Genomic DNA, 16,860 nt, shown 5'->3' with positions numbered 1-16,860 from the left:
TATAATTAAATGAATTTGATTTTTCATTTTGTTTATTCATATTAATGCATTCACCGTGCGGTTAATAAATTTTATTTTTAATCAAAACTTGGGTGGGTGCTATAAGTTTTTATTAAGCTATAAAGTAAATAAAAGTTGTAATAAAAAATAAAACAGAAAATATAAAAGGGTGGGTACTCAGATAAAATTTTTATATTAGCATAATTTAAATTTATTTATATTTTTAATTGACTAAGATTTTTAATTTTACTATACTATAGTGAGGTAATGTATATTAGGGGGTATGATGTTTACAGATAAATAAAAAATTGAATTTTTCAATGCTGTAGAAGACGGCGATATTCAACAAATAAAATCTTTATTGAATAAAAATAATTATATAAATATAAATATATTTGGAATAGCAAAAATATTAATTGAACATGAAAATAATAAAAATGTTATTGAAAAAAAAGATATTGAAATTGATTTTAAGAATAAAGATGGATGCACTCCTTTAATGATTGCCTCTTATAAAGGAAATACTGATGTAGTAAAACTTTTATTAGAATATAATGCCTCTGTAGATATAACTAACAATGATAATTATACCGCTTTGATATATGCATGTATTTATGGCAGAGCAGATGTAGTAAAAATTCTTCTTGAACATAAAGCCAATATGTATATAGAAACTAAATTAGAAAATAATCATTTAACTGCATTGATGATAGCTTGCAGTCAAAATTATACTGAAATAGCTAGAATATTACTTGAAAATGGCTATGACCCCAATTATAAAAATAAAAAAGGAGAAACAGCGTTAATATATTATTCCTTTATAAAAAATGCTAAACCTAGTACAGAAATAATAAAAATATTATTAGAGTATGGAGCAGATATAAATGCAAGTGACAATAAAGGTTCTACAGCATTAATATATGCTTCTTACACTAAAAAAATTGATTTTGTAAAAGCTTTATTAGAGAATAATGCTGATACAGAAATAAGTGATAATGAAAAAAATACTGCTTTACTATATGCATGTGAAGGTAGAAATATTGATATGCTTAACACTTTACTTGAATATAATGCAAGTCCAAATGTACAAAATAAATTGGATAAAACTCCTTTGATAATTGCATGTGATAATAATTCTTATGATATGGCAAAAATATTGTTAGACCATAATGCTGATATTAATTTATCAGATCACAGAAAAGAAACTCCTCTAATGTATGCAGTAGATGAAAGAAATACAAAAATTGTAGAACTTCTTTTGAAATATAAACCTGATTTAACATTAAAAAATGAATCTGGAAAAACTGCATTAGATATGGCATACAATAGAAATAATTATGTAAAAGAAATAACAGATTTAATAAAAGAATCATCATCAAGAGAAATACAATTTTTATATGCCGCTGCTAAAAATAATGCTGATAAGGTTTTGAAATATATTGCTGAAGGAATTGATATTAATAATACTATAGATGAATCAGATGACTCAATATGTTCTAATGCTTTGCTTTTAGCTTCAGAGTTTCATCATAAAGAAATAATAAAAATATTATTAGAGCATAATGCTGATGTTAATTTTAAAAATTATTTAAATAAAACAGCTTTAGAATATGTTGCTAATAATGATAATAATTTTGATATAGCTGTAGAGTTTATAAAGAGGGGAGCAGATGTAAATGCGGTAGATAATGAAAATGCTACACCTTTAATGTATGCTTCTTCCCGTAATGCTAAAAAAATATTAAACTTATTAATAGAGCATAATGCTGATATTAATATTCAAACTAAATCAGGCTACACTGCTTTAATTCTTGCTGCTATGCATAATCATATTAATATAGTGAAAATTTTAATAAAAAATAATGCTGATGTATTTGCAAGAGATGGTTATGGCAGAAGATGTTTATATTATGCTGACGAAAATTGGAATGCTGAGATGTATGAAATTTTTAATAAGTATCATGATGATGAATATAAAAAAAGTACTCAATTTATTTTTGATGTTTTATATTCCAAAACTGATGAAATAAATAAATATATATCTGAAGGAGGGGATATTAACTTTCAAGATGATAACGGACTTACAGCTTTAACTGTTGTGGAAAAGATAGAGATTGCAAAGATATTATTAGATAATAATGCAGATATCAATAAAAAAGGAAGGGACGGATATACTCCATTAATGATGGCTGTAAGGAGAGATAATATTAATCTTGTAGAGTTCTTTATAGAAAATAATGCTGATCTTGATATGTATGATCCTGAAGGAAATACTGCATTAATTGTAGCTGCTAAAAATCACAAATATGATATATTTGAGCTTTTATTAAAAAATGGAGCAGACCCATCTATAAATAATGAAGATTTAGAATTCCATATAGAGTTTGAAGATGAAATGAAAAATATGTTAGAAAAATACAGTAAATAGAATGATTATTGTATGATCATAATATACCTAAACAACATATTTTGTCAAAAATTATATTTTCTTTTTTATATCTGGGACTTTGCCCACTGCGAAGCACACAGCGTGCTGCTCTGCGTGCTTACGCAAGACCCTACTTTTTTTGCGACCGAAGGGAGTACTGCGACTGAAAGGAGTACCTGACGAAGTCCACTGTAAGTGTAGGTATGGTATTGGCACAAATAACCTATATCCTCGACATGGCTCGGATACGCTTCGCGAAAGCCTGCATTTTTGACACAAATCTTGGTTTTACTTCGCATTTTAAACAAAACTTAATAATATTTTATACTATTAATAAACAAAAATTACATTTACAAAAAAGTAAAAATTAACAAAATATAGTTGTTTAGGTATATACTATTATATATTTATATATATATATTTAATTATAAAAATAATTTTTTATAAACTGAATTTTATATATTGCAGTTTTTTCGATTTTTATTATACTTTATAAATGAATAGAACTAATCAATTTGTTGATAAAATTTTACAGAATTTCGATAAAGTTTCTGATGATGAAAAGAAAAAGGTCTTTCAAAGGCTATCTACGCTTTGGTATTCTCAAAATATTATTATAGAAAATCTTGAAGAAGGTATAATAGCTATAGACAATGAAGGAGTAATACAAGGAATTAATAAAAAGGCTTGTTTCTTATTTTCTATACCTAGGGATACTGAAGGCGAAAAACTTTCAAAGTATATGATTGTTAATGATACTGGCAGAAGTATATTAGAAATCATTAAAAGTAAAGATTCTGATACTAAATTATTAAAAGATAATGATAACGAGAGAATACTTCAAATCAATATACTTCCAATAGGTGACAGCGGAAGAATAATAGGTACTCTTATAAAGGCTTTTGATATTACAAAAACTTATGAAAGTGCACAGAAACTTAAAAGAGCAGAACAATTAGCTTCTCTTACTACACTTGCAGCAGGTGTAGCTCATGAGATAAAAAATCCTCTTGGTTCAATATCCATATATGTACAGCTTATAGAAAAAATAATAAAAAAGAATATGGATAATGATTGTCAATGCTATAAAGATTTTAGAGAATATTCTGATATCATAAAAGAGGAAATAAGCAGACTTGAAGAAACTATTAATTCATTTTTATTTTCTGTACGTAAGTTGGAGCTTAATATTGAAGATGTTAATATAAATGAACTTATACTTTCTACTGTTTCATTTTTAAAGTATGAAATAGAAAAAAATAATGTTAATATAGATATAAAATTTGATAAAGATAATTTAATTTTGAAATTAGATGAGAAGTATATAAAACAATCTTTAATTAACATAATACAAAATGCAATAGATGCTATGAGTGAAAATAAAGATGATAATAAAAAGTATATTTATATAACACTTAAGACAATAGACAATTATGCGGTTATAAGTATAAAAGATACAGGTATTGGAATGAAAGAAGATACCATTAATAAGATATTTGAACCATATTTCACTACTAAAAGACATGGTACAGGTTTGGGACTTACAAATGTTGTTCGTATAATAGAAGCACATAACGGCAATATTACAATAGAAAGTGAGTATGGTAATGGAAGCGAATTTATTATAAAACTTCCTTTACAGCAAGAAAATCAAAAATTTTTAAAAACGGATTTATTAGATTATGCCTAAGATATTAGTAATAGATGATGAAAAAAATATAAGAGATGGAATCAAGAAATCTTTAGAGTATGAAGGTTATGAGGTTGTAACTGCTGATAATGGTGAAAAGGGTATTGAAACCGTTTATAAAGGCGGAATAGATTTAGTTATAACCGATTTAAAAATGCCGGAAAAAACAGGAGAGGAATTTTTAAAAGAGATTTTAGAATTTGATAAGCATATACCGGTAATAGTATTAACAGGTCATGGAAATGTTGAAACAGCTGTTGATATGATGCGTCTTGGTGCTTATGATTTCATGACTAAGCCTTTTAATCTTGATAAGATGCTTCTTATAATAGCAAGGGCTTTAGAAAGTAAAAATATCAAAAAGACTAATGAAACACTTGAAAGCAGAGTTGATTATCATGAAAGTTTTTATGGTATGATAGGGCATAGTCCAAAAATATTAAAAGTTTATGAGGCAATAAAACAAGTTGCAAGAACTAAAGCTACAGTACTAATAGAAGGTGAAAGCGGAACAGGTAAAGAATTAGTTGCAAGTGCTATTCATCAAATATCAGACAGAGCTAAACAGCCTTATATAACTGTAAACTGTGCTGCTCTTTCGGAAGGTGTTTTGGAAAGTGAATTATTCGGACATGAAAAAGGTTCTTTCACAGGAGCTATTGATAAAAAAATAGGAAGATTTGAGGCAGCAAATAAAGGAACTATATTTTTAGATGAAATAGGTGAGATAAATCAAACTGTTCAAGTTAAATTACTCAGAGTATTAGAAGAACGTGTAATTGAAAGGGTAGGATCTAATACTCCTATTGATGTTGATATTAGGGTAATTGCTGCTACAAACAAAAAATTATCAGAAGAAATAAAAGAGGGTAAGTTCAGAGAAGATTTATATTATAGGCTTAATGTTATAAAAATAGAAATGCCTCCTCTTAGAGAAAGAAGGGAAGATATACCTTTATTAATAGATAATTTTATTAAAGAGTTTTCAAAAGTTCATTCTATAGAAATAAAATCTATAGATAAAAAAGTATATAAAATATTATCATCATTACAATGGGAAGGTAATGTTAGGGAATTAAGAAACACTGTCGAAACTATGGTCGTTATGTGTAAAGACGGTAAAATAGACGAAAGTAATATACCAGATTGGGCATTGAAAAATAGTAATGATGGTTTTGTAGTTGAGAATAATGTTACTTTAGAAGAATTAGAGAGAATGTATATTAATCATTTGCTCAGTCATAATAATTTTAATAAGGCTCAAGTTGCTAAAATATTAGGTATTGAAAGAGCTACACTTTATAGAAAATTAAAAGAAGATGTAAAAGAATAATTAAATCATAAAAAAAGAGGAGCTGTAAAAACCCCCCTTAATTTATAAATAATTTTATTATTTTTTATTTAACAGCAGTCATTATCAATTCGCCTACAGAAACTTCTCTTGGACCAGTTTTAGTTAATGATTTTAATTCAGAGAAATTAGGTATTATAACAGGTGAAGTAATATCATATTCTTTTTCAACTTCTTCTTTATCAAATTCTATAAGTAAATCACCAGTTTTTACTTTATCTCCTTCTTTTACATGAGCTTTGAAATGTTTACCGCCTAATTTAACAGTGTCCATACCAATGTGTATGAGTATCTCAACTCCTTTAGAAGATATACCTATAGCATGATTACTATCAATCATAGTAACAACTTCTCCGTCTACAGGAGAATAAACTTTTCCTTCTTCAGGTATAATAGCCATTCCGTCACCAAGTGCTTTTGTAGAAAAAGCTTCGTCTTTAACTTCAGTAACATCTACCAATTTACCTTTAATAGGACTTTTTATTTCGATTTTTTTAGAGAATAATCCCATATTATGCCCCCTATTGGTTATTTACAATTATAATTCTATCATAAATGATTATAAAGTAAATAACCTTATACTAAAAATATTATATATACTATTATTATTTTTTATTTTATGTGTAATAATTGTATATAATTTATTTCTATTTTCACTAATTATGTTAAATTGATAAATAAAAAAAGACAAAAAAAGAATTAAATGGATTATATTCTACTTGATAATAAAATAAATAAGTTGTATACTAATAATAGGTAAAAAATTATTATTTTTTTAATTTTTATGGAGGATATATGTTTAATTATCTACAAAAGATAGGTAAATCCTTAATGGTTCCAGTAGCTGTATTACCTGCAGCTGCTATCCTTTTAGGTATTGGTTATTGGATTGACCCAGTTGGTTGGGGTGCTCAAAGTCCAGTTGCTGCTTTTTTCATTAAAGCAGGCGGTGCTATCATTGATAACATGCCTATATTATTTGCTATAGGTGTAGCTTTCGGTATGTCAAATGATAGAAATGGTGCTGCTGCTTTAGCTGGTCTAGTTGCTTTCTTGGTTGTAACAACTCTTTTAGCTCCTGCTACAGTTGCTATGATTCAAAGTAAAGATGTTGCTGAAGTACCTGCTGGTTTTGCTAAAATTAATAACCAATTTATAGGTATACTTTGCGGTGTAATTGCCGGCGGTTTATATAACAAATTCTGGAATATCGAGTTGCCTCAATTCTTAGCATTCTTCAGCGGAAGAAGATTTGTACCAATAGCAACTTCTGTAGTTATGATGGTAGTATCATTTGTTTTAATGCTTATATGGCCAGTTGTTTATGGCGGTTTAGTAGCATTCGGTGAAGCTATTATCGGACTTGGACCTATAGGTGCTGGTATTTATGGTTTCTTTAACAGATTATTAATTCCTGTTGGTTTACACCACGCACTTAACTCTGTATTCTGGTTTGACGTTGCTGGTATTAATGATATACCTAACTTCTTAGGCGGTCAGGCTTCTATAGATGCTGGTAAGGCTGTTATTGGTCAAACTGGTATGTATCAGGCTGGATTCTTCCCTATTATGATGTTCGGTCTTGTTGGTGCTTGTTTAGCTTTCATCAAAAATGCAAAACCTGAAAATAAATCTAAAATTAAATCTATAATGTTAGCAGCTGCTTTTGCTAGTTTCTTTACAGGTGTTACAGAACCTATAGAATTCTCATTCATGTTCGTTGCTCCTGCATTATATTTAGTTCATGCTATTTTAACTTGTATTTCTTTGATTATTGCTGCTAGTATGAAATGGATGGCTGGTTTCGGTTTCTCAGCAGGATTCATTGACTTAGTTCTTTCTACTAGAAACCCATTAGCTACTAATTGGTATATGTTGATATTACAAGGTTTAGTATTCTTTGTTTTATATTTCATTATATTCGATTTTGCTATTAGAAAATTCAATCTTAAAACTCCTGGTAGAGAAGATGATGATGCAGAAGATTCAGCAAGTGCTGGTGCTTCTAACAAATCTTATGCAGACAAAGCTCTTCTTTTATTGCCTTTATTAGGCGGAATCGAAAATATAGTAGATGTTGATAACTGTGCTACTAGATTAAGATTAGAAGTTAAAGATAATTCTATAATTCAAGATGCTGAAATTAAGAAGTCTTTCTCTGGTGTATTAAAACCTGGTAAAACTTCTGTACAAGTAATTGTTGGAACTGATGTTCAGTTCTTAGCTGATGAATTCAAAAAATTAGTAAATAAATAATTATTTGTTAATTAGATTTTTAGGGCTTGCAGTATTTATTATTGCAAGCCTTTTTATTAAAAATACTTTTTAGATTTGAATATTCTATAACTTTTTAATTTTATATCCTTATTATAATTTTATAATTACTTTTTTAAATTGTGTCTTAAATTTACTAAGTATATACATAGACGACTATATTTTATCAAAATAATTTTTTAAAATTTAAAATATTTGTCTTTACGAAGTACACAGCGTGCAGCATAACAGTTCTTTTATGACCGAAGGAAGTATTGTCAAGTATTGGTATAAGGTACAGCCCACCTTCGGCAAGAACCTATATCCTCGATAAACTAGGATACGTTTCGCGAACAACTGCATTTTTGACCTAAAATCATGGTATTATACCATTTTTAATATATATTCTTAAAATATAAAGTTCTAGCAATTGCTTTTTTGCGACCAAAGGTAGTACCTTTAGGTATGGCAGCAACTTTGACGAAGTACGCGGAGTGTGTGAGGCAAAAAAGTTAATAATACATCTGCAAAATATCAAAATTGACAAAATATATTTGTTTAGGTATATAATAGATATATAATTTGATTATTGGAAATAATTTCCGCATATATTAATAAAATTTGTTAAATTATATTTATTAAAAACTAAAAATATATAAATAATAATTATTTCTATATATAACAAATATTGGTGGAAATAAAATATATATTATGTTAGTATAATAAATTATAATATCATGAGGTTTAATAATGAAAACTAATAAAAAGGATACAGAATTTATACTTCCTTTAAGTTCGCTTGGAGGCAGAAATAATATAGTAAAAGTAAATAATTGTGCCACTAGACTCAGATTAGAAGTAAAAGACTCTAATAAAATTGATGAAAAAGAAATAGAAAAGTACTATCCTTCTGTATTAAAAATAAGCCCTACAGAGGTACATATAGTAGTTGGTACTAATGCTGGTGCCATAGCAGAATCTTTAGAAAAACTGTTAGCTTCTAATATTGGTTCTTTAAATGATTTATTAGAGCTTATTACTTTACTTGGAGGAAAAGAAAATATAGTAAAAGTAAATAATTGTGCTACAAGACTTAGATTGGAAGTAGTAAATGCTGATAAAGTTGATGTAAAAGAAATAGAAAAGTATTATCCTTCTGTATTAAAAATAAGCCCTACAGAAGTACATATAGTAGTAGGTACAATTGCTAGTTCTCTTGCTGAATCTTTAGATAAAGCATTATCTTCTAATGAAAGTTCTACAAATAATTTATTAGATATTATTTCTTTAGTTGGAGGCAGAGATAATATAGTAAAAGTAAATAATTGTGCTACAAGACTTAGATTGGAAGTTGTAAATGCTGATAAAATTAATGAAGAAAAATATTATCCAGTAGTACAGAAAATAAGTCCTACTGAAGTTCATATAGTAGTAGGTACTAAGGCTTTTGAATTAGCTGATGAATTAAAAAAATTACTAGATAAATAATTATTTGTTAATTATATTTTTAGGGCTTGCAGTATTTATTATTGTAAGCCTTTTTTATTATATAAAGATCAATTCAATTAAACAGTATTATTGAAATATTTTTATTCGATATTTTTTTAAGAAAATAATTTATAAATTTTATTAAATTGCAATATATTTTGAAATTATATTATGTTTTAAATGTATTTTGTATATTATAATATTCTCTAAAAACTTAAAATATATAGAAAACAATCATTTCAATGTATACTAGAAATAAAATACATATTATGTTAGTATTGTACATTATAATATTATGAGGTTTGATAATGAATAGTAATGAAAAGGATATAAAATTTATACTTCCTTTAAGTTTACTTGGAGGAAGGGAAAATATAGTAAAAGTAAATAATTGTGCTACAAGACTTAGATTAGAATTGAAAGATGTTGATAAAATTGATGTGGAAGAAATAAAAAAATATTATCCAGTAGTACAAAAAATAAGCCCAACAGAAGTACATATAGTAGTTGGTACTAATGCTTCTGCTTTTGCTGAATCATTAAGAAAGGTTATAGCTGCTGATGATTGTTCTTGTAATAGAGCTTTGCTTCTTCTTCCTTTGATTGGAAATAGAGAGAATATAGTAAAAGTAAATAACTGTGCTACAAGACTTAGATTAGAATTGAAAGATGCTGACAAAGTTAATATAGAAGAAATAAAAAAATATTATCCAGTGGTACAGAAAATAAGCCCAACAGAAGTTCATATAGTAGTTGGTACTACAGCTAGTTCTTTAGCGGAGGAATTAAGAAGAGTATTAAATGTTTCAACTGCATCAGATGAACATGATGAAGGAAGCAATTGTTATGCTAATAGAGTAATGCTTCTTCTTCCTTTACTTGGTGAGATAGAAAATATAGCAGTAATAAATAACTGTGCTACTAGACTTAGATTACAAATAAAAGATATGAGCAAAGTTAATGTAGAAGAAATAAAAAAATATTATCCAGTAGTACAAAAAATAAGCGATACAGAGCTTCATATAGTAATTGGTACAGATGCAAGTTTATTTGCTGATGCTTTTAGAAAAATATTTGAAAGTCATAAATTAAAAACTGCTTTGGTTCTTCCATTAGTCGGCGGAATAGAGAATATAACTAAAGTAACTAATTGTGCAACTAGATTAAGATTAGAAGTAAAAGATATTAATAAAGTTGATATTGAAAGTATTAAAAAATATTATCCTGCTGTTGAAAAGATAGGTGATAATGAGATACATATAGTAGTTGGTACTGATGCTAATGTGCTTGCTAATGAGTTTAAAAAATTTGTGATTTAATTTTATTAATAAGTATAAAAAATAGTAGAGGGGTTAAGATATAATCCCTCTTTATTTTTTGTATATACTGAAAATTTTTAAGTTTGTCAACCGCGAGCTCTACCTCAACAAGCTCGGTACGCTTCGCGGACACCTTCCCGCACGGCACTGTTTCATCTTATCAAATGCTCACTATACGTGCGGTTGATTACTTATTATTGTACAATAATAAGTAATTTGTCTTACATATAAAACATATTTGATCGATATGAAATAATATTTTATATTATAAAAAAATATTATTTACATTCATAAAAAATAAAAATTGACAAAATATAGTTGTTTAGGTATATTATATATTCAAAATAATTTATTAAATATTTTGAACGGATTTATTATTATATTTATTTTTTTAATTAATGAAATATCTAAAATGTTTCTAATTATTTATATAGTTATAATTTATACTAAAAGTACTATAAAAAAGTTTAATATTATATGTAAAAATAATTAAATTTATTTGTAATAAAAAAATAAATTAATCTTTATTTTTTATAATATTTTTATTATACTAGATTTACTTGGAAAATATGATAAAATAATAGAGCTATATAAAAATATGTTCCGTATAAGAATATATATTTATATACATCATTTCTTATCTTGCTAAAAAGATATGCTAAACTTAAAAATATAGTATATTATTTTAATGAAAGATAAGATTATATACTTTATGTTTATTTTAATATATAGCGAGGTTTGAGTATAAAAATAGTGTATAGAGTTTAGAATTACAAAGAAAGTTATAATTTATATTAAAACTCTTAAAAAATTAAACTTTGCAAATGATAAAAGATAAAAATATCAATTATTTATTATGAATAATATAAAAAGGAAGGGTAATAATTATGTCTAGTATTAAATTTGAGCATGTAAGAAAGGTATATGATAACAAAGTAGAAGTTGTTAAGGATTTTAGTTTAGATATAGCAGATAAGGAATTTGTAATTCTTGTAGGGCCATCTGGATGCGGTAAATCTACAACACTTCGTATGATAGCAGGTCTTGAGGAAATAACAGATGGTAAATTATATATTGGTGATAGATTAGTAAATGACGTTGCTCCAAAAGATAGAGATATAGCTATGGTATTTCAAAATTATGCTTTGTATCCTCATATGTCTGTATTTAAGAATATGGCATTTGGTTTGGAGCTTAGAAAAACTCCTAAAGATGAGATAAAAAAACGTGTTGAATGGGCAGCTAAAGTTCTTGATATATCACATTTACTTGACAGAAAACCTAAAGCATTATCAGGCGGACAGCGTCAAAGGGTAGCTTTGGGAAGAGCTATGGTAAGAAATCCGTCTGTATTCTTATTAGATGAACCTCTTTCTAACCTTGATGCAAAATTAAGAGTTCAAATGCGTACAGAATTAATTAAACTTCATAAACAGCTTCAAACAACATTCGTATATGTTACTCACGACCAAGTTGAAGCTATGACTATGGGTACTAGAATTGTAGTTATGAAAGACGGTGATATCATGCAAGTTGATGATGCTAAGACTCTTTATAACAGCCCTAAAAATTTATTTGTTGCCGGATTTATTGGGGCACCTCAAATGAATTTTATAAATGCAAAACTTAATAAAAAAGACGGCAAATGGTATGCTAGTTTTGACAGATATGAAATCGAATTAAACAATGAAAGAATATCAAAAGTAGATGATTCTTATAATGGTAAAGAAGTTGTATTAGGTATAAGACCGGAAAATGTTATGTTATATAAAGATAAAGCTGACAGCAATTCTAAAAATTTAATAGAAGCTATTATTGATGTTATAGAAATGATTGGTTCTGAAAGTTATTTATATATGAATTTTGGTGATTCTCAAATAACTATAAGAATCAATACAAGCGATGACTATCAAAGAGATCAGCATGCATTTATGGATTTTGATTTGAATAAGCTTCATATTTTTGATAAAGACACTCAGAAAAATATTTTAGTATAACAATAAGAAATTACAATACATAAAAAATAAGGCTTGGGTTATTATTTATCCAAGTCTTATTTTTTATTATTATAATTTTTTATTATAATTAATTTATAATATTATCTAATATTTTAAATAGATCTTCCTTGTTTTCGCATTTCATAAGTTCTATTTTATTTTCCATTCTGTAACCAGTTAAATATTTCATAATGAATTTACGCATAAAATGTATTCCGCTTACTTCGCCGTATAATTCACAGCATCCATTTATATGTTCTTTAATAATACTTTTAAGATTATCATTTTCTGTTATTTCATTATTATAACTATCATTATCTTCAAATATAGTATTAAGTTCTCTGAATATCCAAGGATTTCCAATAGCACCTCTGCCGACCATTATACCGTCAACTTTAGATATATCAAAAGCTTTTATAGCATCTTCTTTACTTTTTATATCTCCATTTCCAATAAGAATATAATCTTTTCCTAATGCTTCTTTTACTTTGGCTATGGCTTCCCAATCAGCAGTGCCTCTGTACATATCACTTGCATATCTTCCATGCAATGTTAAAAAGCAGGAACCATTTTCTTTCATAGCTAATGCTCTTTCTATTTCTCCGCCTTCTCCTCTTTTTAGTCCTAATCTTATTTTTACACTTACAGGTAATGGAGATACACTTTTTACAGCTTTTAATATAGAAATCATTTTATCAGTATCTTCCAAAAGTCCAGCTCCTCCATTATTCTTTACTACTTTTTTGGTAGGGCAGCCCATATTAATATCTATAAATGAAAATCCGCTTAAATCTGTTATTTCTATAGCTCTTTTATAGTCATCTTCATTAGCACCAAACAATTGTAATGATACAGGATATTCATCTTCTTTATGTTCCATATATCTATAGGTCTTTTTTACTTGTCTTGCCAAAGCAGCAGCACTTACAAGTTCAGTTATTAAAAGTCCTGCTCCAAATCTTCTTGAAAGTCTTCTAAATACATAATCTGTATATCCAGCCATAGGAGCCAGAAAAAATCTTGAAGGTATATTTATTCCTTCTATTATTATATTTCTATTCATATTTTCCTTAAATTTGTTAAATTTTCTATATAATATAAACAATTAATAAAAAAACTTCAATACATAATTAATTGTTTTAGAAGTTTAATAATGATGTAAAATGGCTAAATATATGTTGACTATAAAATACACTATGATATAATAAAATAGTATAATAATGACATTTGTAGAGGTATCACGTGGATATATATGATATAGTAGATAATCCTGAAAAGCAGCTTGAAGTATTTTCCGGTATTATCAAAAGAATGAATGCTAGTAATGATCATGACGAAACTTTAGTTACTATCATATCTGAAATAAAAACTATAATGTATACTGATTCTATTCTACTATACTTAGTAGACCAAGAACTATATAATTTACATTATGAAATGTCTATAGGACCTCTAGGCAGTAAATTCTTCGGTCATATCGTAGAAAATGATAAGCCATTAGCAGTAAGAGCTTATACTACTTCATGTTCATTATATTCTAATAACCCTAGTGATGATTCTGCATTTATACCTATGAAAGAAATTCTTGGTGATGAATTAGAAAATATATTATTCGTACCTCTAAAAGTTAGAAAAAGAAATATTGGTTCATTATTTTTAATGAATAAAAAGAATGGTAAATTTGTAGAAAAAGATACTGTTGTAATGTCTTTATTTGCTAATATAGTGTCTTTAGCTTTAGTTAATAAAATGGTATATGATAGGGCACAGTCTAGGGCTTATGAAGTCGGTGCTTTATATCAAATGTCTATTTCTATTAATAAATGTGAAACTATAGAAGAAATACTTAATGATAATATTAGTATAGTTTGCGAAGCTTTTGAGGCACATAGAGTATCTGTTATATTAAAAGAAAATGGTGTTTTCAAATTTAAGGCTGGTATTGGTATTGATGAAGATGTACTTAAATATGGTGTTGTAACAGTTGAAGACAATGTTCTTTCAGAAGTATTAGCAACTGGAAAACCTGTTTATTCTATTAATGTTGATAATGATAAAAGGTTTAGGCCTAATAAATCTCTTAGGTATAAAAGAAATAGCTTTATGGTTGCTCCTATAATTGCTAAAGATGAAATTATAGGATTCCTTTCAGCTACAGAAAGAAATATAAATAAAGCATTTAATTTAAGTAATTTATCACTTTTAGAAATGCTTGCTCAGCAAATCGGTGAAAATTACATGCATGTGTTATTATCTGAAGAATCTAAAATAAAAGAATCATTAACGGAAGAAATTAATTTTACAGAACAGCTTCAAAAAAGCGTACTTCCTAAAGAATTCCCTAGCAATGGTTTATTTGATATAGCTGCTGTTAGTATTCCTAGTAAGAATGTAGGAGGAGATTTTTACGATTATATAAAAATCAGCGATACTAAATATGCACTTGTTATTGCTGATGTATCGGGTAAAGGTTTAGGTGCCGGATTCTTTATGACTATGACACGTTCTATTTTAAGAGTGTATTTCTCTGAAATGGAAGACCCTGCTAAAATATTAGAAGCCACCAACAAGCATATATATAAAGATTCTAATAATGGTATGTTTGTTACTTGTTTTTTAATTGTTATTGATACAGAAAATAAAACAATCACATATTCTAATGCAGGACATTTAACTCAATATTTAATAAAAAAATATGAAATTAGTACTTTAGATTCTATATATGAAATGCATACTCATGGAAAGCCTCTTGGTTTTATAGAAGATGCTACTTATCAAAATAAACAAATTTCTTATTCAAGTTCTGATACTATAGTTCTATTTACTGACGGAGTTACAGAAACATTCAATAAATCTGAAGAAGAGTATGGAGAGGAAAGATTAAAGTCACTTCTTAAAAATCATTATGATGATGCTAAAGAATTAGTTGATGATATAGTAAATGAAACAGTTTCATTTAGAGGAAAAACTCCTCAATTTGATGATATTACTCTTTTGATAGCAAGATTATTGAATTGATTTTTTCTATATATAATATTTTTTATTGAAATAAATACGGCTTTATGGTATATTGTGGCTAATATTTTATAGGAGTTTTTTATGAAAAAAATATTTTTATTAATCACAATTATCTCTTTAATTATAATTCAATGCGGTAATAAAACAGATACTCAAACTACTGCTGCTAATACAAATGAGGCAATACAGTCTAATGAAACTATACCAGCAACAAAAATATTATCACAAGCAGATGCAGCATTTTTAGATAAAGTAAAAAATAAAATAATAATAGATAGAAATTCTCAATATACTTTCAAAGAGAATGGAGATATAGAATATATATATGATTCTGGAGATTATAGACAAAATAAAAATTATATCTTTGAATCTTCAAAAGACGGAACTAATGCCTATTATTATGAAACTTATAATATACAAGATATGTACGAAAAAGGGCCAAGTAATATAGCTACAAATTATAAAGGCTTTTCTGTAATAAATGGAATTCTTTATGAAGATAATTATCAAGGTTATGAAGGCGATCCTATTGAAACTATAATGGTTAAATGGGAAAAAGAAAATTATTATTCTAATTACTATTATAGAGAAGTAAAAGAAAATCCTAATTTCGATAACTTCCCTTATGAGAATAAAGCTGATGTAACTTTTGATGAGTACAATAGAATATCAAGAGGTATATTAATATCAAAATCAGATTATAAACTTGAAGAAGTAGGGGATATTAGTGAGTATAATTTTGATAATGTATATACAAATGGTTATAATGCTTCTATTGAGTTAAAGAAAAATGATGACGGAACATTCTATTTCTATGCTATTAATATAACTACAGATGAAAACGGACAATCAGTAACTAATATTCAAAGTACAGATATAGATAAAATGGTATTAGAAGAAAATCAGTATGTTGAACCTTATTGTGAAATATTTGATGATTCTATACAGTATGGAGAAGTTTATGGTGCTGATGGTGCATATATGATAGATATAACTCCTATAAGTTCTGATACTTTAGTTTTGGTTGAAAATTATGGAAGTTATGGATTCAGTGGAGTTTTTAAAAAGAAATCTAATTAATTATATTTAGTTTGAAATTTTAAGGCTTTATCAATTACTATATTGGTAGAGCCTTTTTATTTTGTATATATTTTTTGATATATACCTAAACAACTATATTTTGTTAAAAATAAATTTATATTTTTAATTTTATATCTGGGGCTTTGCCCACCGCTCTGCGTGCTTACGCAAGCCACCACTTCTTTTGGTGCCCCAAAGAAGCAAAAATACTACATTTCAACTTTAATTTAATAAAT

At 27.0% G+C, this 16,860-nt stretch carries 11 protein-coding genes; 9 read left to right on the top strand and 2 right to left on the bottom strand.

Annotated elements, in window-relative coordinates; all coding sequences use genetic code 11:
- The first annotated feature begins 307 nt into the window (after nt 1-307).
- From R4K56_RS12995 to R4K56_RS12985, 3 genes are all read left to right on the top strand, one after another.
- Nucleotides 308-2,428 carry an ankyrin repeat domain-containing protein gene (locus R4K56_RS12995; protein WP_335772800.1) on the top strand — a complete coding sequence of 707 codons (2,121 nt, stop codon included), beginning with the start codon at nt 308-310 and terminating at the stop codon, nt 2,426-2,428.
- A gap of 496 nt (nt 2,429-2,924) precedes the next feature.
- Nucleotides 2,925-4,118, top strand: a complete 1,194-nt coding sequence (locus R4K56_RS12990) for a two-component system sensor histidine kinase NtrB (RefSeq protein WP_335772796.1) — start codon at nt 2,925-2,927, stop codon at nt 4,116-4,118.
- Entirely contained in the window at nt 4,111-5,451 is a 1,341-nt protein-coding gene (locus R4K56_RS12985) for a sigma-54-dependent transcriptional regulator (protein WP_335760830.1), read from the top strand. Before R4K56_RS12990 ends, R4K56_RS12985 begins: the two co-directional genes overlap by 8 nt.
- Before the next feature lie 64 nt (nt 5,452-5,515).
- Here the strand turns inward: R4K56_RS12985 and R4K56_RS12980 are convergent, their stop codons facing one another.
- Entirely contained in the window at nt 5,516-5,980 is a 465-nt protein-coding gene (locus R4K56_RS12980) for a PTS sugar transporter subunit IIA (protein ID WP_297300567.1), read from the bottom strand.
- 284 nt (nt 5,981-6,264) lie between these two features.
- Between R4K56_RS12980 and nagE the strand changes: the two genes are divergently transcribed.
- The 4 genes from nagE to R4K56_RS12960 all read left to right on the top strand — a co-directional run bounded on the left by nagE (nt 6,265) and on the right by R4K56_RS12960 (nt 12,526).
- A complete protein-coding gene (gene nagE / locus R4K56_RS12975; RefSeq protein ID WP_335758566.1) occupies nt 6,265-7,725 on the top strand; it encodes an N-acetylglucosamine-specific PTS transporter subunit IIBC in 1,461 nt (486 codons plus the stop codon).
- A 747-nt stretch (nt 7,726-8,472) separates the two neighbouring features.
- Complete coding sequence (locus tag R4K56_RS12970) at nt 8,473-9,210, top strand: PTS sugar transporter subunit IIB (protein ID WP_335758567.1); 738 nt, start codon at nt 8,473-8,475, stop codon at nt 9,208-9,210.
- A gap of 308 nt (nt 9,211-9,518) precedes the next feature.
- The gene (locus tag R4K56_RS12965) at nt 9,519-10,529 is read left to right on the top strand and encodes a PTS sugar transporter subunit IIB (RefSeq protein WP_335772797.1); all 1,011 of its coding nucleotides are present in this window, start codon (nt 9,519-9,521) and stop codon (nt 10,527-10,529) included.
- A gap of 887 nt (nt 10,530-11,416) precedes the next feature.
- Nucleotides 11,417-12,526 carry an ABC transporter ATP-binding protein gene (locus R4K56_RS12960; protein WP_335772798.1) on the top strand — a complete coding sequence of 370 codons (1,110 nt, stop codon included), beginning with the start codon at nt 11,417-11,419 and terminating at the stop codon, nt 12,524-12,526.
- Nucleotides 12,527-12,614: 88 nt separating this feature from the next.
- Here the strand turns inward: R4K56_RS12960 and R4K56_RS12955 are convergent, their stop codons facing one another.
- A complete protein-coding gene (locus tag R4K56_RS12955; RefSeq protein WP_335760834.1) occupies nt 12,615-13,589 on the bottom strand; it encodes a tRNA dihydrouridine synthase in 975 nt (324 codons plus the stop codon).
- A 179-nt stretch (nt 13,590-13,768) separates the two neighbouring features.
- Between R4K56_RS12955 and R4K56_RS12950 the strand changes: the two genes are divergently transcribed.
- Both R4K56_RS12950 and R4K56_RS12945 read left to right on the top strand, forming a co-directional pair.
- On the top strand, nt 13,769-15,544 hold the full coding sequence (locus R4K56_RS12950; RefSeq protein ID WP_335761120.1) for a GAF domain-containing SpoIIE family protein phosphatase: 1,776 nt from the start codon (nt 13,769-13,771) through the stop codon (nt 15,542-15,544).
- A gap of 81 nt (nt 15,545-15,625) precedes the next feature.
- On the top strand, nt 15,626-16,624 hold the full coding sequence (locus tag R4K56_RS12945; protein WP_335772799.1) for a hypothetical protein: 999 nt from the start codon (nt 15,626-15,628) through the stop codon (nt 16,622-16,624).
- Nucleotides 16,625-16,860 lie beyond the last annotated feature (236 nt).

This window comes from Brachyspira pulli (assembly GCF_036997785.1).
Taxonomy (GTDB): Bacteria; Spirochaetota; Brachyspiria; order Brachyspirales; family Brachyspiraceae; genus Brachyspira; species Brachyspira pulli.
This window is presented reverse-complemented; position numbering and strand designations above follow the sequence as displayed.

Bases quoted from the DNA above. Each gene is read 5' to 3' on its own strand.
- R4K56_RS12990 (WP_335772796.1), top strand. From the start codon at position 2,925: ATGAATAGAACTAATCAATTTGTTGATAAAATTTTACAGAATTTCGAT.
- R4K56_RS12985 (WP_335760830.1), top strand. From the start codon at position 4,111: ATGCCTAAGATATTAGTAATAGATGATGAAAAAAATATAAGAGATGGA.
- R4K56_RS12980 (WP_297300567.1), bottom strand. From the start codon at position 5,980: ATGGGATTATTCTCTAAAAAAATCGAAATAAAAAGTCCTATTAAAGGT.
- nagE (WP_335758566.1), top strand. From the start codon at position 6,265: ATGTTTAATTATCTACAAAAGATAGGTAAATCCTTAATGGTTCCAGTA.
- R4K56_RS12970 (WP_335758567.1), top strand. From the start codon at position 8,473: ATGAAAACTAATAAAAAGGATACAGAATTTATACTTCCTTTAAGTTCG.
- R4K56_RS12965 (WP_335772797.1), top strand. From the start codon at position 9,519: ATGAATAGTAATGAAAAGGATATAAAATTTATACTTCCTTTAAGTTTA.
- R4K56_RS12960 (WP_335772798.1), top strand. From the start codon at position 11,417: ATGTCTAGTATTAAATTTGAGCATGTAAGAAAGGTATATGATAACAAA.
- R4K56_RS12955 (WP_335760834.1), bottom strand. From the start codon at position 13,589: ATGAATAGAAATATAATAATAGAAGGAATAAATATACCTTCAAGATTT.
- R4K56_RS12945 (WP_335772799.1), top strand. From the start codon at position 15,626: ATGAAAAAAATATTTTTATTAATCACAATTATCTCTTTAATTATAATT.